We start from the raw sequence: 19,240 nt of genomic DNA, 5'->3' as shown, positions 1-19,240 counted from the left end.
TCGCTGGGTGAAGCTTGTGCAAAGAACCTAACCTTTGCCTCTGACATTTACTTTCCCTTGGTTCTCACTGTGGAAAACTCAGCGGATTATGTCCTGTGCAAAGACTAATGCCATTCGAACAAAATTTCGAATGGCATCAATCGGCGTGTCTTTTTGGCTTGTTCTTTCCGAACCAGCGTTCCTTTGGAACTCCCTGGGATCGACAGATAGCCAGCCATACAATTCTGGGTTCCTCGCCGGCATCTAGAAGCTGGCTTGGGGTCAGGTCTGCAAACTCTGTGAGTCTGGTGTCGCTTAGGAGCACAGCGGCGAGGCCGTCGCCAAACTCATCCCGGAGCAGGCTGTGAAATTGGCTTAGCTTCACTACCTGGAAATCAGCGAGGCTTCAGTGACAAAGGCGTCTGGAACGGTGTCTGGAATGTAGGTGTCGTCTAGGTAAATGCCCTCGATGGCAGCCACTCGATCAGAAACCTCGCGCATCACAACCGATAGTGGCACCTCTAACGCATCCGCAACTGAGGCAAGAATCTCTGAAGATACCTCTTTTTGACCACGCTCTACCTCGGACAAATAGCCAAGCGCTACAGATGCGCGAGCAGCTACCTGACGCAAGGTCTGGCCGCGACGAAGTCGGTGAGTTCTGAGAACATCACCGATCTCTTGTCTTACTAGTACCAAGGTTCCTCCAAGCAAATAACCTATCGGGTTACTACACAAAAGCTAAACTGCGCGTCTGAATGTTTCCTGAAGCTAAACCCTAAAAACGCTCCAGCTCTTCCCGTATTAGTGCCAGGGCAGCCATCGCCGCCAGTTCAGAAATCTCACTCCGATTTCCAGCAAGTTGCAAACTGGTAGCTCTTCCCCCCTGCGATGACGCAATTCCGATTAAGACCAGCCCCGGTGGCTTATCGCCAACGGAATCTGGTCCGGCAACTCCAGTTGCTGAAACAGCCATCACTTTCTCGATGTCTAGGCGATTAGCCTCGGCGAATTTAGCCCTAGCGCCACGAGCCATTTGGATCGCAACTTCGGCGTCTACGGATGTTCTCTCAGCAATCAGATTCGCCGCTACGGCCAATAAGCCCGACTTTGATGAATCTGAGTAGCTAACGATTGAACCAAGAAAGACCTTGGAAGCACCCGGGTAATTTGCAATTTCAGTGGCAATTCTCCCAGCCGTCAATGACTCGGCAGCGCAGAGATACATCCCCTTCGATTCAGCCAGAGCAATCAGGTTCATCGGCTGGGAAGAAGGTAACGGATACCGGTGTACCAGGTCACAGCAACGGTGAATAGCATCACTGCAAAGACCAAGGTTTGATACCAAGTTCCCAGGAAATCAAACGGTGCGATAGCAAGTGAGATGGCAACGATTTGCAAAACCGTCTTAAACTTTCCGCCACCTGAGGCTGCGAGCACTCTTTTTTTAGCTATCGCCAACCGATAAACGGTGATGCCGATCTCACGAACCAAAATCGCGACAGTGATCCACCACGGAACCGCTTCAACGATCGATAAAGCGATGAGCGATCCCGACAGCAGTGCCTTGTCGGCGATCGGGTCCAAAAGTTTCCCCAAGTTAGTAACAAGATTGCGCTTTCGGGCAAGTGCACCATCGATGCCATCGGTTGAGGCAGCCAAGATCAAGAGCACCAGGGCGATAAATCTGCCGAGTTCGCTGTCCCAAAGAGCGAGCATGAGCCAGAGCACTACCGGAACTATGGCGATTCGAGCTCCGGTAATCAGGTTTGGGGTCTGACGGTACAGGAAGGATTTAGAACTCATCTTTCCTTCCGGTCAACTCCCAAGCATCCTCATCCGGTTCATCATCTGGGGAATCCCCCACAAACACAGCGGAACTTGCTCCGGTCAGCTTAGCTAGGAAAGCTGGGAGCTCATCTGGTTTGAGCAGCACATCTCTAGCCTTCGAGCCCTCTGACGGTCCAACCACTCCCCTGGATTCCAGAAGGTCCATGAGTCGACCGGCCTTGGCAAAGCCAACACGTAGCTTTCTCTGAAGCATGGAGGTCGAACCAAACTGAGAGTTAACAATTAGGTCGGCAGCCGCAAGTAGCAACTCCAGATCATCACCGATATCACTGTCAACCACCTTGGATTGGGCCGGGGCAGCAACATCGTTTCGATACTCCGGCTCCATCTGCTGCTTGACGTGGTCTACCACTCGGTGAAGTTCATCCTCCGAGACCCAAGCTCCCTGGACGCGCACGGGTTTATTGGAGCCCATTGGCGAGAACAGTGCATCGCCTTGACCAACCAGCTTCTCAGCACCGGGCTGATCCAAGATCACTCGAGAGTCGGTGACCGAGGACACCGAGAACGCTAACCGGGAGGGGACGTTCGCCTTAATCAAACCGGTCACCACATCGACCGACGGGCGCTGAGTGGCCAGCACGAGGTGAATGCCGGATGCTCTAGCCAGCTGCGTGATTCTCACGATCGAATCCTCAACATCCCTTGGTGCAACGATCATCAGATCCGCAAGCTCGTCCACTACCACTAGCAGGTAGGGGTATGGCTGAAGCTCACGCTTAGAACCCTCCGGGACCTTTACTTGGCCAGCAACAATTGCACGATTGAAGTCATCGATGTGCTTGAAGCCAAAAGAGGCTAGATCGTCGTAGCGAGAATCCATCTCCTTCACCACCCACTGCAATGCCTCAGCGGCCTTTTTTGGGTTGGTAATGATAGGAGTCACGAGGTGAGGTACGCCCTGGTATACCGCCAGCTCAACTCGCTTCGGATCAATCAAAACCATGCGAACCTCAGCTGGCTTAGCGCGCATCAAGATCGATGTGATCATCGAATTCACAAAGGATGATTTACCGGCACCGGTGGCACCGGCAACTAAAAGATGTGGCATCTTCGCAAGGTTTGCAACTAGGTAGCCACCCTCGACGTCTTTACCAACACCGATTGTGAGCGGGTGAGTCGATGCTGCTGCATTCTTCGAGCGCAAGACATCCCCCAATGAGACGGTCTCGCGGTCGGTGTTGGGTATCTCAATACCGATGGCACTCTTTCCTGGAATCGGAGCGAGGATGCGAACCTCGTTTGATGCCACGGCGTAAGAGATGTTGTTGGTGAGTCGAGTTACCGCTTCAACCTTCACGCCCGGAGCGAGCTCAACCTCGTATCTGGTCACAGTAGGGCCGCGTTGGAATCCAGAGACCCTGGCTTGAACATCAAATTCTTTGAAGACGTCATCGATAGCGGCGACGATTTGATCGTTCACCGCGGTCTTGGCCTTGGGTGGGGTTCCAGCTGCCAGGACACCTAAAGACGGCAGAGTGTAGGGTCGCTGCGCTCTTGGCCTGGGGGCTACCGGCTCGTCGGAAACGACATCAATTGGTTCGGTGACCCCCTCCTCAACCTCCATGAATTCAAGGGAGTCAACTGGGTCTGGACTAGTAACAACCTCAAGTTCCTCGGTGATGAACTCGTCAATGTCTTGCACCACGGGTGTCTCGAATGCAGGCTTATCGCTTTTTGAGTTATTCCACCAAGAAGACTTAGTTCCGTCGAAAGCGTCAGAGGCCTCGGTTTTCACCTTTGCCCCGAACAGAAATTCCCCAAACTGCTTCAGCTTCGGCTTGATTTGATTCGGAGGCGTACCGGTCATGATCAAGATTGAGACCAGAACGAGCATGGTGAGCAAAGGCACGGCTCCCCAATGAGTTAGGAGCGAAACTAGCGGCTCACCAAGGACCCAGCCGAATAATCCTCCGGCCTCAGCAAGCCCCATCGCGCCGTCACGGTTTGGAGCCGGGCGTCCAGCAAAAATATGAAAGAACGCGGCAATTACAGAGAGAAATAGCCAGAATCCAACCGCAAACCTTGAGCTATCCCGAACCGAAGCCGGATGCCTAAACAGGTAAAAAGAGTAGACGAAAAATACGGCCGGGAGCGCAAAAGCAACAGAGCCAAACAATAGGCCGAAGCTGAAGGCATGAAGCACCTGCGCCCAAGGCTCGTTAATCAAAAACCAGGCAAACAAAGCACCGAAAACCGACAGCAGGAAAACAAAAAATGGCGCACCATCGCGACGGTCTTCAGCCGCAAGCTTTTCGGTACTGAAGGCGCGAATTAGCCCGCCGAGCCCATGAGCCAGCAGCATGTAAAAACGCGCAAGGTTCTTTCCAAAACTCCCCTGGGAATTTGCCTGCGCGGCAACCTTGGCAGGGCGACGCGCAGCTGGCTTGCGCGAGGCTGGGGGTTTTCTTTGAACCATGGGAAAAAGGTAGCAACCAAGCGGGCAAAAACCGCTTAGGCGCTACCTGTTTGAGTGAACAACCACCGGGATAATCATTGGCTTACGGCGATGCGCCTTGGCCACCCAGGTACCGATGGTTCGCCTTATCACCTGCTGAAGCTGATAGGTGTCTCGAACCCCATCCTGGGCTGCTTCGGCGAGCGCCTTCTCGATTGCAGGTTTGATGTCATCGAAGACGTGGTCAGCTTCTGCATAGGCACGTGCTCTGATTTCTGGGCCTTCGATTACCTTGCCGGTAGCTGCGTCGACCACTGCAAAAATCGTGATGAAACCCTCGGCAGCCAGAATGCGCCGATCCTTGAGGTCTTCCTCGGTTATTTTTCCGACAGTCTTGCCGTCTACGTAGAGCATGTTGCACTCAATCTGACCCACAACATCTGCAATGCCGTTGCTGAGATCAACTACAGCGCCGTCTTCAACCACCAAAACCCGCTCGGCAGCTATCCCAGTTTGAATAGCGAGGTTTGCGTTCGCAACTAAGTGCCTCGCCTCACCGTGAATAGGCATGACGTTCTTGGGCTTGAGGATGTTGTAGCAGTAGAGCAATTCGCCAGCGGCCGAATGGCCAGAGACGTGGACCTTGGCATTGCCCTTGTGAACCACATTGGCACCGAGTTTGGTCAATCCGTCAATAACGCGGTAGACCGCATTCTCATTTCCAGGGATCAGAGAGCTGGCGAGCAGAACCGTGTCACTTGGCCCAATCGAAATTTGGTGGTCCCGGTTTGCGATTCTTGATAGCACGGCCATGGGTTCGCCTTGCGAGCCGGTGGACATGAACACGACCTGATGATCGGCCAGATTGTCGACTTCTTTTAGATCGACAATTGCACCAGAGGGGACATTCAAAAAGCCGAGCTCGCTGGCAATCGCCATATTTCTGACCATGGACCTGCCAACAAATGCCACCCGTCGGCCGTTTGCAACCGCGGCGTCGATCACCTGCTGAACGCGGTGCACATGTGAGGAGAAAGATGCCACCACCACCTTGCCCGGTGTCTTGGCAATCACGGACTCGATTACTGGCCCAATCTCGCGCTCGAGCGGGGTGAAACCAGGCACGTCAGCGTTTGTGGAGTCGACCATGAACAGATCTAGGCCAGCCTCGCCAATTCGGGCAAAGGCGCGCAAATCTGTCACGCGACCATCCAGTGGAAGCTGATCCATCTTGAAATCGCCGGTGTTCAACACGCTGCCAGCGGCAGTTCTGATCACGACAGCGAGAGCGTCTGGAATTGAGTGGTTAACCGCCACAAACTCGAGTTCGAAAGGACCCAGCTTTTCAACCTGCCCCTCCTTCACCGTCATCGAATATGGGGTGATGCGGTGCTCTTTGAGTTTTGCTTCAACTAGCGCGAGCGTGAGCGTGGATCCGATCAGCGGGATGTCTGATCGCATCGATAGCAGATAAGGGACTCCGCCGATGTGGTCCTCGTGACCGTGGGTTAGAACGCAGCCGATCACTCGGTCGAGCTTGTCCTCGAGATAGCTCAAGTCCGGCAAAATCAGGTCTACTCCAGGCTGAGTCTCCTCTGGAAAAAGAACACCGCAGTCAACAATCAGGATTTGCGAGTCAATCTCGAAGACCGTCATATTGCGACCGATTTCGCCCAGTCCGCCCAGCGGAATGATTCTGAGGGTCCCGGGTTGGGGCTTCGGTGCTGTCTGCACTAGCGGGTAGTTCCTGCGACCTTAGGCAAAGCGCCACCGGCAGCAGCGTTTCTGTCAGGTCGGAAGTTACTAAAGCTCAACCCTGGAACGCTGACCACCTGGTCGATGCCGTTCTCGATAGCCGCAGCTTCATGGTCCTCTGGACCAACCAGTGGAAGTCGGACCCTCGGGGAGTTGATTAGACCCAGACCGTGCAGCACGTACTTTGCAGCTACGGTTCCTGGGACGTGAGTCATGATCGCGCGCTGAAGGGGCTCAAGCGCATTGTGAACCTTAAGGGCCGAGTGGAAATCGTTGGCGTTAGTTGAATCAATCATGGCTCGGTAGGCGTGAGGAGCGATGTTTGCAGTAACACCAATCAACCCGGTTGCACCGAGTGCAACGTGGGCGAGAACGTTTGAGTCATCTCCAGAGAAATACATCAAACCGGTTTCTAACATCAGTCTCGACGCTTGTGCCAAATCGCCCTTAGCGTCTTTGATGGCGACAATATTTGGGTGCTTTGCGGCACGGTGGAAAGTGTCATAGGCGATCGCAACGCCGGTTCTGCCGGGGATGTCATAGAGAATCACAGGCAGGTCGGTGGCGTCAGCAATGAGCCTGAAGTGGGTAAGAATGCCAGCCTGGGTGGGCTTGTTGTAATAAGGGGTGACGACCATGACTCCGTCGGCACCAGCCTTCTCGCTGGCCTTGTAAAGCTGAATCGCATGCGCGGTTTCGTTTGAGCCACCACCGGTGATGATCTTGGCTCGGCCACCCGAAACTGACTTACCAACCTCAACCAGCTTGATCTTTTCAGCATCGGTAAGGGTGGAAGTCTCTCCGGTGGTACCGGTCACCACAACACCGTCAGCACCATTTGAGATGACGTAGTCGATGTGCTTTTCGGTAGCGTCCCAATCGACCTCACCATCGGCGGTCATGGGCGTTACTAAAGCGACCAATACCTGGCCGAACAAATCCTTTTGATGCATTAGTTCAGCCTACCCAAGAGCAGTTGGAACCGGAAACTACTAATCTGAAGCAATGCGCCAAAGTCGGCTCTGGGTCGAGCCCTTCAATCCCCGCTCGATTGGCGCTAATTTGCTTGCCGGCCTGACCGTTGCAATCGTTGCCCTACCCCTCGCACTTGGATTTGGAATTGCTTCCGGGTTGGGCGCTAGCGCAGGCATTATCAGCGCAGTCATAGCAGGCCTAATCGCGGCGGCTTTTGGCGGTAGCCGCTTTCAGGTCTCCGGACCGACTGGAGCTATGACAGCTGTTCTTATCCCGATCGTTCACCAATACGGCATTGAAGCTACCTACGCAGTTGGGTTTATTGCGGGTATTTTTCTGGTCCTTGCCGCGATGGCACGAGTGGGAAAGTACATTCACCGCCTACCCGATTCCCTAGTCGAGGGGCTCACCGCTGGCATCGCCCTGGTTATTGCCCTGCAACAGGTGGCATTTGTTTTTGGAGTTGAAACCATCTCCGAGGAGCGGATTTGGCTGTCGGCTTGGCGGGAACTGCAGCTTTGGCTCGCCAAGCCAACCGCAACGGCATTGGTGGTTGGAGGCTCGGTAATTGCCGTGAACTTGATTGGGAGCCGATTTTTTCCGCGACTTCCGCTCGCTCTTCTCAGCGTGGTGGTTGCGACCGCAGCCACTTGGGCCCTGGGCCTCAAAATCGACCTAATTGGTGAGCTGCCCAAATTTGACCTCACGCCATCGCTCGGGTTTTTGGCAAGTCAGGAGGTTTTACTGCTACTCGCCCCCGCTTTCTCGGTCGCATTATTGGCGGCTCTGGAGTCGCTATTGAGTGCGAAAATCGCTGACCGTATGCGGGCCGACGGTTCTAGCCACATCCCCAGTCGAGAGCTATTTGGTCAGGGGCTGGCGAACCTTGTAACCCCACTTTTTGGGGGTGTGCCAGCCACTGCTGCCCTGGCTCGCACCGCGGTCAATGTTCGCTCCGGAGCAACCAATCCACTGGCGGCAATTTTCCACGCGCTAATACTCGCCGCGTTTGTTTTAGTGCTAGCCCAGTGGGTGTCCATGATTCCACTGGCCGCGCTTGGAGGAGTACTCGTTGCGACGGCTTGGAAAATGGTCCACCTTGAGAGCCTCAAGGCTTTATTCAAAAAATCAACCGCAGATGCAGCCATCCTGACCGTAACCATGCTGACAGCAGTATTAGTGGACCTGATCGCAGCAGTAATCGTGGGGATCGTGCTGACGCTGGTGCTGAGAAAGCGAAGCGGTTAGGGAGCGACGCGACCGTTCTCGTTGAATGCTTGGTAGCTGAGCGGCATCAGCTCTGCCCAAAACTCTTCCATCTTCTCCGCCACCATCTCAATCTCGCGCTGCGGAAATGATGGGAAGTGAGTCCCCTCGCGCTTGGTGCGAAGACTCAAAAAGTTCATCAAGGAGCGGGAGTTCATGGTGACGTACATGCTCGAGTAGATGTTGAGCGGCAACACAATACGTGCTACCTCTCTGGCAACCCCAGCCTCCAGCATGCGCTGGTAAGCCTCATAGGCGGCTCGGACCACCGCCTGGGTCTCCTGGGTGACCAGTGCAGTCTGTTCCGCAGTGCCATCTTCAAACTCGTAGTGACCAGGCTTACCAACCTGGATCAACTTTCGATCTGGTCCTGGAACATAAAAAACGGGACGAAGCTCGCGGTAGCGACCAGATTCCTCGTTGTAGCTGGCAATGCGGTGACGCATGAACTCACGGAAAACGAAGATTGGCGCCTGGACATAGAAAGTCATCGAGTTGTGCTCAAAAGGAGAGCCGTGACGATCACGCATCAGGTAGTTGATCAACCCCTTGTCGCGCTTTTGCATCTCTGCATCGGTTGCCTTAGCGCCCTCGAGGGTTTGTTCGCCCTGCGTAGAAACTCGAGCAGCAAAAAGCACATCGGAGTCTGATGCGCTAGAGCGCACGAGCTCAACGGTAACGTCTGAGCGGAATTCAATTTCGGTCACGCCCAAAGCCTAAGGTTTTTTATGTCGTAAAAAAGCGCAACACTCCGTTTTGCCATCCAGCCATCGCTTAGCCTTGCGGGGTGGAACTCAATTTATCCAGCTGGACCGTCATCGCCCTGCTTGCGCTGGCAACCTTGCTAGGAATTGGGTTCAAGCTATTCTCAGGTCGCGGCAGGGCGATAACAAAATCTGAGACGATCGACCTAGGTAAGCTTCGCGCCGTGAAATCTGGCCTGCCGGTAAAGGCATTTGGCAAGAAGGCAACTCTCTTGCAGTTCTCCACCGAATACTGCTCAATCTGTCCGGGAGTTGCCAGACACCTGTCTCAGCTTGAGTACCGCCACGGAGGTCTACTGCATCTCGAAGTTGACATCACCAATCGCCTTGACCTCGCAGCACATTTCCAAATTAGTCAAACCCCGACCGTATTTATCCTTGATCAAAAGGGTGAAATCAAATTTAGAGTCTCCGGAGCCCCCAAGCCCGGAGTCATTCAGCAAGAGCTAGCAAAACTAGGAGCAATATGAGCGAGATAAAAAGAATTGATCCACGAGGCCCAAGATTCGGAGCTGCAATCACCTCGGTGCTAGCCCTGATCGCGTTTGCTCAATCCCAGCAGACCTACTTGTTTGGTGCGCCTTGGATCGTGCTGCTATTTGTATTGTTCGCATGGAGCGTGTTCTTGCCAAAGTCGCACCCCTATGGACTCATTTTTCAAAAATTCGTGAGGCCAAGACTTGCTGCTCCAAAGGAACTAGAGGACCCAAGACCACCTCAGTTTGCTCAAAAAGTCGGCTTTGGTTTCTCGATTTTGGGCGTGATTGGAATTCTGTTTGCTCCAATACTGATCCCGATCAGCGCTGCGTTTATCTTCATCGCCGCGTTCCTCAACGCATTCTTCGGACTTTGCCTCGGTTGCCAGATGTATCTAGGGCTGAGAAGACTGGGGATTATTCGCTCTTAGCAATGGCCTGCCGCATGGCAGCTCTTGCTCTGCGACGATCCCCGGATGCATCGTAGGCTTCCGCCAAAAGTAGCCAGTCTTGCCAGCTGTCATTGAATGTTGCTTTGACTCGGTCAAACTCACGTTCGGCTGACTCTTTAGTCGCCCTACCCGATGGCCTTAGCTCAAGTTGCAGTTCGCTGAGACCCTCATCCATGGCGCGAGAGATCAACCGCTGCGATCTGATGCCAAATTGAATCTCGCGATAGAGCGCCCAGGCGGCAATAAGTGGAAAAACCAACATCCCCGCACCCATAAGCTTTGCTATCCAATTGGGATCAGCAAGCAGCGTGAGGGCCCTGCCGGTCATCAGATACAGATACACCAGAGTCAGCAAGGTCATGACTCCGACCCAGATTTTTGTGGTCAATTAGAGCCCTAAAACCTTGTCCAAACCAACATGTAAACCGCTAGCTCGCTTGGCAAACTCGATGCTAAGCAGAATCCCCTTGGCATATGCCCGATGCGAAATCACCTCATGAGACAAAGTGGTGAGCTCACTGTCAGCACCGAAGTGAACATCCTGCTTCGCAGAAACGCCTTTTAGTCGCAGCGAGTGAATCGGGACCCCTGCAACAACCTCTCCCCTGGCGACCTGGTCGACACCTGGAATCAATGGTTGCGGCAGTCCCTGGCGGGCCTGATGAATCAGTTCAGCGGTTCTAACCGCAGTTCCCGAAGGCGAATCAACCTTGCCCTCGTGGTGAGCCTCAACGATCTCAATCGAGTCGAAAAACCTTGCGGCAATGGCACTGAAGTGCTGAATCAGCATAGATCCAACAGAAAAGTTGGGGATGACAACAGCGGTAGCAGCCGGGTGATGAGCGAGCTTTGACTCAAGTATCTGCAGTTTGGACTCTGACCAGCCGCTCGTGCCAACAACCACCTTCAAATCATTTGAGATTGCATAGTCCACAAGCTCCGGACTTGCAGTTGGCAAGGTGAAATCAAGTACGACATCCGCGCCGAGCATTTGCTCCCTAGGAGAGCTGGAGTTTAGGGCGGCATGCAGTTTGAGATTGGGGTCAGTATCGATTAGCTCTAGGGCAAGTTTGCCCATTCGGCCGGTTCCCAAAACTGCAACTGAAGTCATGGCAAAACCCTATCAACCAACTAGCGAAGACCTTTGAGTGATTTTCCAACGGCAACCAGGGTCGGCTCAACGCTAAAGACTCGGTTGGCAACTGCGACTATTTGATCTCTGGTGACCGACCTGAATCGATCCATCACCTCGGTTATCGATAAGTATTCACCGGTTCCAATCTCGGCCGCCAATAGACGATTCATACGAGCAAGTGGAGATTCAAAACGCAGCGCTAAACCGCCTGAAATGTTGCCAAGCGCCAGCTCTAACTCAGCGGCTGTGATGCCGCCGGAAACGACCTTTTGAACCTCGGAGCGCATTAGCTCGGTAACGAGTTTGGCATTCTCCTCACTGGTGCCGGCATAAACACCAAAGTAACCAGCATCGGAGTACCCCTGCTGGTAACAGTAGGTGGAATAGGCCAGGCCGCGCTCCTCACGGATCTCTTGGTAAAGCCGAGATGACATGCCGCCACCGAGCACGGTGCTGAGGATACCGAGGGCGAAGCGATCGGGGTCCGAAGCATGTAGCGACTGATACCCAAGTAGTACGTTTGCCTGAGCAACATCCTTTTTGATAATTCGCATGGCCTCGGGCTTTGGAAGCTGCATCGCCTGCTGAGATCTTCTTTGCTCAGGCTCAGCAGAGCCAGTCCAGCCAATTCGATTCAGTTCGGCTTCAACCAGTTCCACCACGCGCTCGTGGGAGACGCCGCCGGCCACGGTTATGACCAGATTCTGCGGTGCATAGTGCTTTTTGTAATAGGCAAAAACAGACTCGCGATCCACCGCGTTGATAGTTTCAACCGTGCCGCCAATAGGACGCCCCAGATCAAGTCCCGGGAGCAGTGCCTCAGAGAGATTCTCGTGAGCGACATCCTCTGGATCGTCCTCGTTCATGGCGAGCTCTTCAAGAATGACGGTGCGCTCAACATCGAAGTCGTGGCGATCAATCTTGGCGCTTGAGAACATGTCCAAAATTAGATCGAGCGCCAAGGGCAGAGCCGCGTTCTCAACCCTGGCGTAGTAGCTGGTGTACTCCTTGGCAGTGGCGGCATTTGAAGAGCCACCGACGGAGTCAAAGGCGATAGAGATGTCTCGAGCTGATCTACGCTCGGTTCCCTTGAACAGCAGATGCTCCAAGAAGTGAGTTGAACCAAAGTGGCCGCCGGTTTCGTCACGGGAGCCAACGGCGACCGAAGCCGCCACAGCAACCGAAGGTGCGCCGAGCATCTCTTCGGTCAAAATGCGAACACCGCTTGGCAGCACGGTCTTGCAGACACGTGCCGCCTCAGCGGTGAACTCGATTGAATCTCTAAGCGGTAGAAACAAGATCTACTACTCGGCAGCTTCCTCGACAACAGGGCTTAGCGATAGCTTGCCGCGGTCATCAATCTTGGTGATCTCAACCTGGAGCTTCTGGCCAACCTCAAGAACATCTTCGACGTTCTCGACACGCTTGCCACCGGAGATCTTCTTCAACTCTGAAACGTGAAGCAAACCATCCTTGCCTGGCATTAGCGATACGAAGGCACCGAAGGTTGCTAGCTTGACAACGGTTCCCAAGAAGCGCTCGCCGATCTCAGGCACGTGAGGGTTGGCGATTGCGTTGATGGCTGCCTTAGCTGCATCAGCGGCAGGACCATTGGTCGCACCGATGTAAACAGTGCCGTCGTCCTCGATCGAGATCTCAGCTCCAGTGTCCTCCTGGATCTGGTTGATCATCTTGCCCTTTGGACCGATGACCTCACCGATCTTGTCGACAGGGATCTTGACCGCGATAACACGAGGGGCGTATGGCGAAAGCTCGTCTGGCTCGTCAATTGCCTCCTGCATGACATCAAGAATGTAGGTTCTGGCATCCTTGGCCTGCTTTAGCGCCTTGGCCAAAACCGATGCTGGAATACCGTCCAGCTTGGTGTCTAGCTGAATGGCGGTCACGAAGTTACGAGTGCCTGCAACCTTGAAGTCCATATCACCCAGTGCGTCCTCAGCACCGAGGATGTCGGTGAGAGCGGCGTATTCGGTCTTGCCATCAACGGTGTCAGAGATTAGACCCATAGCGATACCTGCAACTGGGGCGCGTAGTGGCACACCAGCGTTTAGCAGCGACAGGGTAGAAGCACAAACCGAACCCATCGAGGTGGAGCCGTTTGATCCAAGAGCCTCAGATACCTGACGGATGGCGTATGGGAACTCCTCGCGGGTTGGCAACACTGGAACCAGTGCGCGCTCTGCAAGAGCTCCATGACCGATCTCACGACGCTTTGGAGAGCCAACGCGACCAACCTCGCCGGTGGAGTAAGGAGGGAAGTTGTAGTGGTGCATGTAGCGCTTTGAAGTCTCAGGGCTCAGCGAGTCAATCTGCTGCTCCATCTTGAGCATGTTCAAAGTGGTGACACCAAGAATCTGGGTCTCACCGCGCTGGAAGATTGCGGAACCGTGGGTTCTTGGAATTACTGCAACCTCTGCATCTAGGGCACGAATGTCGGTTAGACCACGGCCATCAATACGGATGCCCTCTTTCAGAACGCGGGTACGCATTACCTTCTTGGTAACCGACTTGTATGCAGCGGAGAACTGCAGCATCTGCTCCTCGGTGAGGGAAGCTACTAGCTCCTCCTTGACCTTGGCCTTCAACTCGTCGTCAGCTTCCTGACGCTGCTGCTTGTCAGCGATCTGATAGACCTTCGCTAGCTCTGCGCCGGCAGCCTTCTCCACAGCTGCATAAACCTCATCGGTGTATGGCAGGAATACCGGGTACTCAGCGGTTGGCTTTGCGGCAACCTTCGCGAGCTCTACCTGAGCGCGAACCAATTCCTTGATGAATGGCTTAGCTGCCTCAAGACCCTCGGCGACGATCTCCTCGGTCGGTGCAATTGCACCACCAGCGATTAGGTCCCAGCTGGTCTCTGTGGCCTCGGCCTCAACCATCATGATGGCAACGTCTTCCTTGCCACCTTCAACTACTACGCGACCAGCAACAACCATGTCGAACACGGCGCCTGCAAGCTGAGAGTGCTTCGGGAACGCAACCCACTGGCCGTCAATCAGCGCCACACGGACACCTGCAACTGGACCGGAGAATGGCAGACCTGCAAGCTGGGTTGACATTGATGCGGCGTTGATTGCGACTACGTCGTAGAGCTCATCCGGCTCAATTGACATCACGGTAACAACGACCTGAATCTCGTTGCGCAGACCATCAACGAAGGATGGGCGCAGCGGACGGTCAATCAAACGCGCAGCCAAGATTGCCTCAGTACTTGGGCGACCCTCGCGACGGAAGAATGAGCCTGGAATCTTTCCAGCGGCGTAGGAGCGCTCTTCAACATCAATGGTCAGCGGGAAGAAGTCGAACTGATCCTTTGGCTGCTTGGACGCAGTGGTGGCCGAAAAGAGCATGGTCTCTTCGTCAATGTAGATGGCGGCAGCGCCGTTGGCCTGCTGTGCTAGACGACCGGTTTCGAAGCGCACAACGCGCTTTCCGAACTTTCCGTTGTCGATGATTGCTTCTGTTGCTTTGATCTCTGGGCCTTCCATAGCCCCTCCTTTATCCTCTTGCGCGCAAATAGAGCGGCGTCAAGCCGCTGTTGCGCTGGAGCTAGGGCGATTGCCCTGATGAGTGCTGGTCGTCAGTAAAAAACCCTGGGTTCTGGCCCCAGAGACTTCCACCGAAGACCCGCCTCGCGAAAACTCCTAGCTGGAGTCTAACAATCGAGTATCGAAAAACCTAGAAATGAAAAGACCCCGGTTTCCCGGGGTCTTTATCAAATCAAACTATCGACGCAGTCCTAGGCGCTCAATCAAGGAGCGGTAGCGAGCGATGTCAACCTGCTGCAGGTAGCCAAGTAGACGACGACGCTGACCAACAAGAAGTAGCAGGCCACGACGTGAGTGGTGGTCGTGCTTGTGCTCCTTTAGGTGCTCGGTTAGGTCTGCGATGCGGCGGCTCAGCACTGCAATCTGCACCTCTGGGCTACCGGTGTCACCTGGCTTGGTGGCGTACTCGGCGATAATTTCTGACTTGACCTTTGGGTCCAATGCCATTTGCTGATCCTTTCAATCCGCTGCGCGGCGCAGTAAACCTTGTGTTTCTGCTCTCTTTATCCGCGGCCGTTTCACGGCAACCTGAGAAGTCTAGAGAAAAAACCTCACTTTGGCTAGGCGGTGGTGCCTTCATCGCCAGGGCTCAGCGGAACCGGCTCGACATACTTGTTGCCGTCATAGAAAGATCGGCTTGGCCGAAGCGCCATCACCAAGAAGATCACGGCAATTGCAATTGCTAGCGCGATGATTGGCAAAATCAAGAAAATCAAAGCGATCAACTCTTCATAGGTTGGCTCTGGCGAGGAGGAGTTCATAAGCACCACCAGCGAACCAATCAGCGCAAAGATTCCGTATGCAAGCGGTATCAGCTGAAGCAGCAACCACTTGGCCGAGAAACCTGCGTCGTGAAAACGACGAGCGGTAACCGCGAGATTGGGTATGAAAAGTAGCAACGAGGCAATAGTGGTGAGCGGCGTAGGCTGAGATAGCACTCCCTCAACATCTGCCATCCAGTCACCCTGAATCGGAGTTGGCGGCCACAGCACTGACTCAATAGTCGATAGCACCAAGGAAACCAAAAGGGTGAACAGCACCCAGTACCAGAACTCCGATCGTTTAGCGGCACCCTTGAAGTTGAAGGCATTCTTGAAGCCGCTGACGACTGCATCTACAAAGCTCATGCGTCAATACTCTCCAAAATCTCCCTTGCTGCCAACACGTCATCGTTTATTTGGGCAATTAGAGCATCCAGGGAATCAAACTTCGCCCAGGGTCTTATCTGCGCGTGAATCAGCGCTGTGCACTCTTTGTCATAGAGGTCTAGGTCATCACGACCAATAACGTGGGATTCGATGAGTCGTGGAACTTCACCAACTGAGTCATTAGTCCCTACCGAATGCGCTGCCGGATAGCGAACGCCATCAGCGATTAGCCAGCCGGCATAAACGCCATCCTGGGGCAAAAGCCCAATCGAGCTGCGAGAGAAGTTTGCCGTGGGGAAACCGATCGTACGTCCGAGCTTTCGACCGTGTTCAATCGTTCCAACAATTTCATGATCTCTGCCAAGTAAAAGTGAAGCTGCTGAGACCTTGCCAGTCTGAATGAGTTCTCGAATCAAGGTGCTGGAAACCACTCGATCACCAATTTGAACTGGCGCAACCTCTCTAACGCGGAAACCAAGTTGTGGACCGAAGCTGCGTAGGTCTTCGATGCTGCCAGCTCCCCTGGATCCGAACCTGAAACCCTCACCCACAAATACCATTTGCACTCCGCGGGATAGCTCAGCGCTTGCAAACTCCATGGCTGAGCGACTGGCCATGTCAGCATCAAAGGGCAGGCTAACCAAAACCTCAATTCCCAAAGCCTCAAGAATTTGCGCCTTGCGCTCTTTGGTCAACAACTCGCCAGGAACTTCAGCGGGTTTGAGAGTTTGGTTTGGGTGACGGTCAAAGCTAATTACAGCTGGAACCAGGTTAGCCTCTTGGCAGAATTCGACAAGCTCATGAATCAGCTGGCGGTGCCCAACGTGAATGCCATCGAATTTGCCAATTGCAACCGCAAGTGAGACGAAGTCCTGCGGGAGATCTCTCAGCGATGAAATCTCAAGCACGGTTTCTCCGCAACCAAATCAAACCGAGAATCGGCAAAAGTAGCGGGATGTATCCGTAACCCGAACCAAATCCCGACCAAACGGAGGGGTGAGAGAACCACTGCGGCACCAAAAAACTCAAGGCACCCACCAACAACACCCCAGCCAATTCGAACCAGATGGCGATCCCAGCGAACTTTCTCAACGATGGCTTAGCCAGCGCGATGGTCGCAAAGATATAGACCAAAGCCGAGATGGCCGAGAGCGAATAGGCAACCGGGGCTAACTCAAATTCGGTGAAAAGTTGATAGAGCGCCCTCGCCGAGGCGGATAGGGCAAATACCCCGTAGACCGCAATCAGCAGTCGTCCAACACCAAGCTCTTTTGCCACGCAGGAAAGCTTAGTGTTACTGCTCTAGCTCCAGATCCGCAGGGATCTCCACTTCAGGTAGCCCGTCGTCCACCACCGAGATGGCAGCCACTCGCACCTCTTCCTTCAGCGGAGAGAACACACCGGTCGAGATAGCGCCCTGGGCATCCAGTCGGAGCAGGTATCGAGCTGCGAAGCGAACCTGAAGATCATCCTCACCGCAAAGCGAAAGGGTTACTGGATAGAGCGCACCCCAAGGCTCAATGGCCTCGAACTGACCAGGTAGTGGCTCGGCTGGAATCGAAGGGTCATAGTCGAAGCTCAGGTTTGGAGCCTCACCTGAAACCACGGTCTGTCCAATACCTGTCTGGATACTTAGCACCTCTGGCAACAGAACAGCGTCCAAGTTCGACTCATCCAAAATCATGTTTGCATAACCCATGCCGGAGATCTGCAAAGAGGCAAACGAAGTTAGCTTGATCTCCCCCTCGCCAAGAAGGTAAAGGGCATCTACCTCTGAGCCTTCCGATGCCTGAAGAAGCGATAGCTTAACTTCCTCGCCAAGCTCGGCACTCAGCCACTTCTCCATCGCCGAGATGGCTAAGCCTGGGGCCGCGGTGTTCACCACGATCTCCATATCTGGAAGTTCGAGGTTTGGGTTAATGTCCTGAATTGCTGCGTCACTCCAGTTGGTAATTGAGCCACTGAAAATACCTGCGATGCTGCGTGGTGAAAGGTTTAGCTCATAAATCTCTTCAAAGTAGAAAGAGATTACGGCCGCATCAACCGCCAGCGGTACGTTGGCATATGGAGTGCAGCCCCTAACCTCTTCCTCTGAGATCACCAGGCCCGCACCCTGAGGGTAGTCCTCAAGGACACTGAGGCCCATGGCACCCTCACAGGCGACATCCATGGAGCTGTTCCAGAAGTCGGCAACGTCAACCATTTCAGGAAAGACCTTGGTCTCGACGAAGGCCTCGCCACACTGGACGGTTCGTTCCGCAAGCTCCACTTTCAGAGATTCCGGCATGGGTGGGTTGCAACCTGTTAGCACTAGCAGTGAGGCCGCTCCGATGCCAAGTGAGCTGAGAGCTTTGCGGATCATTTCTTGCCTTTCCACAGCGGAAGCCGGGACATCAAATGACATCCCGGCTTTCGCATCATGATTTTTTTGTTACTTGATCTTTCGGATTGCCTCGTTGGCCTTCTTCAAGATGGTTCCGGAGAGTGCTACGTAGCCCTGGCTAGCAGCGTTCTTCGGTGCACACTCGTTCACGAAGTAGGTGAAGTAAGCCTTGATCGCAGAGGCCTTAGCAGTGCCGTTGGCGGTCGGTGCTAGACCGTAGCTGACTAGAGACAGGTCGTAGGCACCACGGACCTTCTTGTTGTAGTCGAATACAACCTCACCGGTCGCCTTCAGAAGCTGCTTCTCAATGAACAGCTTGGAGTTTGCGATGGTTGGCTTGATGAACTGGCCGGCTGCGTTCTGAACGAATGCGTAGGTCAGCTTGTTCTTGTCAGCATCTGCAATGTCGATGTAACCCATTGCACCCTGGGTGGATGCGATGGAGGTTGCAACACCCTGGTTACCGCGAGCGCCGACCGAGCCCTTGACCAGGCCCGAGCCTGCTGCCACGGTGAATGCGTCGTTCGCCTTGAATGGGGAACCATACTTCTGGGTCATCCAGTTGGTGAAGTTGTAGGTGGTGCCGGAGCCGTCTGAGCGGTAGGCAGGGGTGATGGTCAGGTCAGGGAGCTTTGCGGTCTTGTTGATCGCAACGATTGCCTTGTCATTCCACTTGGTGATCTTGCCCTGGTAGATGTCTCCAACAATCTTTGGAGTCAGGTTTAGACGAGTCACGCCTGGAAGGTTGTAAGCGATGGTTACTGGGCCACCTAGTAGTGGAACGTAAACGAAACTCTTTGGCTTGGCCTCAGAAGCGGAGTACAGCGAGTCAGATCCACCGAAGTCGTAGGTGCCATTACGGAAGTTGGTCTTACCAGTGGTGGAACCAACCGAGGTGTAGGTGACCTTGTGCTCGGTGTAAGCCTGAGTACAGACCTGCTGAAGTGCGTAGGTGTAGGAAGCGCCACCAGCGGTGACGGTCTCTCCAGCCTGAGCTGGACCAGCGAATGCTGTGGTGGCCAGGGCGGCGATTGCCAGTGCCCCAAACAACTTGTTGCGCATTTAATCTCCTCGTTTTCGGAATGCGAG

Annotated in this window: 21 protein-coding genes; 3 read left to right on the top strand and 18 right to left on the bottom strand. The window is 54.1% G+C overall.

All coding sequences use genetic code 11. The annotated features are described in order from the left end of the window. Positions 1–136 precede the first annotated feature (136 nt). From OO713_RS02290 to dapA, 7 genes are all read right to left on the bottom strand, one after another. Positions 137–364 (bottom strand): DUF3046 domain-containing protein, encoded by a 228-nt coding sequence (locus tag OO713_RS02290; RefSeq protein WP_264786054.1) that lies wholly within the window; start codon positions 362–364, stop codon positions 137–139. After that, entirely contained in the window at positions 364–678 is a 315-nt protein-coding gene (locus OO713_RS02285; protein ID WP_264786053.1) for a helix-turn-helix transcriptional regulator, read from the bottom strand. Before OO713_RS02285 ends, OO713_RS02290 begins: the two co-directional genes overlap by 1 nt. A 79-nt stretch (positions 679–757) precedes the next feature. After that, positions 758–1,240 (bottom strand): nicotinamide-nucleotide amidohydrolase family protein, encoded by a 483-nt coding sequence (locus tag OO713_RS02280; protein WP_264786052.1) that lies wholly within the window; start codon positions 1,238–1,240, stop codon positions 758–760. Beyond that, positions 1,237–1,785 carry a CDP-diacylglycerol--glycerol-3-phosphate 3-phosphatidyltransferase gene (gene pgsA, locus OO713_RS02275; protein WP_264786051.1) on the bottom strand — a complete coding sequence of 183 codons (549 nt, stop codon included), beginning with the start codon at positions 1,783–1,785 and terminating at the stop codon, positions 1,237–1,239. The genes OO713_RS02280 and pgsA overlap by 4 nt, the downstream gene beginning before the upstream one ends. Next, positions 1,775–4,135 (bottom strand): DNA translocase FtsK, encoded by a 2,361-nt coding sequence (locus OO713_RS02270; protein ID WP_264786421.1) that lies wholly within the window; start codon positions 4,133–4,135, stop codon positions 1,775–1,777. The genes pgsA and OO713_RS02270 overlap by 11 nt, the downstream gene beginning before the upstream one ends. Before the next feature lie 156 nt (positions 4,136–4,291). Further along, entirely contained in the window at positions 4,292–5,962 is a 1,671-nt protein-coding gene (locus OO713_RS02265) for a ribonuclease J (protein ID WP_264786050.1), read from the bottom strand. After that, positions 5,962–6,936, bottom strand: coding sequence for a 4-hydroxy-tetrahydrodipicolinate synthase (gene dapA, locus OO713_RS02260; RefSeq protein ID WP_264786049.1), 975 nt, complete (start codon positions 6,934–6,936; stop codon positions 5,962–5,964). The genes OO713_RS02265 and dapA overlap by 1 nt, the downstream gene beginning before the upstream one ends. Positions 6,937–6,988: 52 nt before the next feature. Between dapA and OO713_RS02255 the strand changes: the two genes are divergently transcribed. Then, a complete protein-coding gene (locus OO713_RS02255) occupies positions 6,989–8,206 on the top strand; it encodes a SulP family inorganic anion transporter (protein WP_264786048.1) in 1,218 nt (405 codons plus the stop codon). On the opposite strand, the gene thyX is transcribed toward OO713_RS02255, so the two are convergent. Beyond that, positions 8,203–8,931 carry an FAD-dependent thymidylate synthase gene (gene thyX, locus OO713_RS02250; RefSeq protein WP_264786047.1) on the bottom strand — a complete coding sequence of 243 codons (729 nt, stop codon included), beginning with the start codon at positions 8,929–8,931 and terminating at the stop codon, positions 8,203–8,205. The two genes, OO713_RS02255 and thyX, sit on opposite strands and share 4 nt — an antisense overlap. 80 nt (positions 8,932–9,011) lie before the next feature. Between thyX and OO713_RS02245 the strand changes: the two genes are divergently transcribed. Together OO713_RS02245 and OO713_RS02240 are read left to right on the top strand one after the other, a co-directional pair. After that, entirely contained in the window at positions 9,012–9,458 is a 447-nt protein-coding gene (locus OO713_RS02245) for a thioredoxin family protein (protein WP_264786045.1), read from the top strand. After that, positions 9,455–9,895 carry a DUF4395 domain-containing protein gene (locus OO713_RS02240; protein ID WP_264786044.1) on the top strand — a complete coding sequence of 147 codons (441 nt, stop codon included), beginning with the start codon at positions 9,455–9,457 and terminating at the stop codon, positions 9,893–9,895. The genes OO713_RS02245 and OO713_RS02240 overlap by 4 nt, the downstream gene beginning before the upstream one ends. Here OO713_RS02240 and OO713_RS02235 read toward each other — a convergent pair. The 10 genes from OO713_RS02235 to OO713_RS02190 all read right to left on the bottom strand — a co-directional run bounded on the left by OO713_RS02235 (position 9,882) and on the right by OO713_RS02190 (position 19,213). Next, entirely contained in the window at positions 9,882–10,304 is a 423-nt protein-coding gene (locus tag OO713_RS02235; RefSeq protein ID WP_264786043.1) for a hypothetical protein, read from the bottom strand. The genes OO713_RS02240 and OO713_RS02235 overlap by 14 nt on opposite strands. Next, on the bottom strand, positions 10,305–11,027 hold the full coding sequence (gene dapB, locus OO713_RS02230; RefSeq protein ID WP_264786042.1) for a 4-hydroxy-tetrahydrodipicolinate reductase: 723 nt from the start codon (positions 11,025–11,027) through the stop codon (positions 10,305–10,307). A gap of 20 nt (positions 11,028–11,047) precedes the next feature. After that, complete coding sequence (locus OO713_RS02225; protein ID WP_264786041.1) at positions 11,048–12,349, bottom strand: pitrilysin family protein; 1,302 nt, start codon at positions 12,347–12,349, stop codon at positions 11,048–11,050. A gap of 6 nt (positions 12,350–12,355) precedes the next feature. Then, positions 12,356–14,560 carry a polyribonucleotide nucleotidyltransferase gene (locus OO713_RS02220; RefSeq protein WP_264786040.1) on the bottom strand — a complete coding sequence of 735 codons (2,205 nt, stop codon included), beginning with the start codon at positions 14,558–14,560 and terminating at the stop codon, positions 12,356–12,358. Between the two features lie 237 nt (positions 14,561–14,797). Beyond that, the gene (gene rpsO, locus OO713_RS02215) at positions 14,798–15,067 is read right to left on the bottom strand and encodes a 30S ribosomal protein S15 (RefSeq protein WP_264786039.1); all 270 of its coding nucleotides are present in this window, start codon (positions 15,065–15,067) and stop codon (positions 14,798–14,800) included. 113 nt (positions 15,068–15,180) lie between these two features. After that, positions 15,181–15,747, bottom strand: a complete 567-nt coding sequence (locus OO713_RS02210) for a DUF805 domain-containing protein (protein ID WP_264786038.1) — start codon at positions 15,745–15,747, stop codon at positions 15,181–15,183. After that, complete coding sequence (ribF, locus tag OO713_RS02205; protein WP_264786036.1) at positions 15,744–16,676, bottom strand: riboflavin biosynthesis protein RibF; 933 nt, start codon at positions 16,674–16,676, stop codon at positions 15,744–15,746. The genes OO713_RS02210 and ribF overlap by 4 nt, the downstream gene beginning before the upstream one ends. Continuing rightward, positions 16,669–17,046, bottom strand: a complete 378-nt coding sequence (locus tag OO713_RS02200) for a hypothetical protein (RefSeq protein ID WP_264786034.1) — start codon at positions 17,044–17,046, stop codon at positions 16,669–16,671. The genes ribF and OO713_RS02200 overlap by 8 nt, the downstream gene beginning before the upstream one ends. Before the next feature lie 16 nt (positions 17,047–17,062). Beyond that, positions 17,063–18,145, bottom strand: a complete 1,083-nt coding sequence (locus OO713_RS02195; RefSeq protein ID WP_264786033.1) for a hypothetical protein — start codon at positions 18,143–18,145, stop codon at positions 17,063–17,065. Between the two features lie 54 nt (positions 18,146–18,199). Then, a complete protein-coding gene (locus OO713_RS02190) occupies positions 18,200–19,213 on the bottom strand; it encodes a phosphate ABC transporter substrate-binding protein PstS (protein ID WP_264786032.1) in 1,014 nt (337 codons plus the stop codon). Between the last annotated feature and the right edge of the window lie 27 nt (positions 19,214–19,240).

It is taken from the genome of Aquiluna sp. KACHI24, assembly GCF_025997915.1.
Classification (GTDB): Bacteria; Actinomycetota; Actinomycetes; order Actinomycetales; family Microbacteriaceae; genus Aquiluna.
Note: the sequence above shows the minus strand (reverse complement) of the source record. Positions and strands in the feature narration are given on the sequence as shown.

Bases quoted from the DNA above. Each gene is read 5' to 3' on its own strand.
- OO713_RS02280 (WP_264786052.1), bottom strand. From the start codon at position 1,240: ATGAACCTGATTGCTCTGGCTGAATCGAAGGGGATGTATCTCTGCGCT.
- pgsA (WP_264786051.1), bottom strand. From the start codon at position 1,785: ATGAGTTCTAAATCCTTCCTGTACCGTCAGACCCCAAACCTGATTACC.
- OO713_RS02270 (WP_264786421.1), bottom strand. From the start codon at position 4,135: ATGCTGCTGGCTCATGGGCTCGGCGGGCTAATTCGCGCCTTCAGTACC.
- dapA (WP_264786049.1), bottom strand. From the start codon at position 6,936: ATGCATCAAAAGGATTTGTTCGGCCAGGTATTGGTCGCTTTAGTAACG.
- OO713_RS02255 (WP_264786048.1), top strand. From the start codon at position 6,989: ATGCGCCAAAGTCGGCTCTGGGTCGAGCCCTTCAATCCCCGCTCGATT.
- OO713_RS02240 (WP_264786044.1), top strand. From the start codon at position 9,455: ATGAGCGAGATAAAAAGAATTGATCCACGAGGCCCAAGATTCGGAGCT.
- dapB (WP_264786042.1), bottom strand. From the start codon at position 11,027: ATGACTTCAGTTGCAGTTTTGGGAACCGGCCGAATGGGCAAACTTGCC.
- OO713_RS02220 (WP_264786040.1), bottom strand. From the start codon at position 14,560: ATGGAAGGCCCAGAGATCAAAGCAACAGAAGCAATCATCGACAACGGA.
- rpsO (WP_264786039.1), bottom strand. From the start codon at position 15,067: ATGGCATTGGACCCAAAGGTCAAGTCAGAAATTATCGCCGAGTACGCC.
- OO713_RS02210 (WP_264786038.1), bottom strand. From the start codon at position 15,747: ATGAGCTTTGTAGATGCAGTCGTCAGCGGCTTCAAGAATGCCTTCAAC.
- OO713_RS02190 (WP_264786032.1), bottom strand. From the start codon at position 19,213: ATGCGCAACAAGTTGTTTGGGGCACTGGCAATCGCCGCCCTGGCCACC.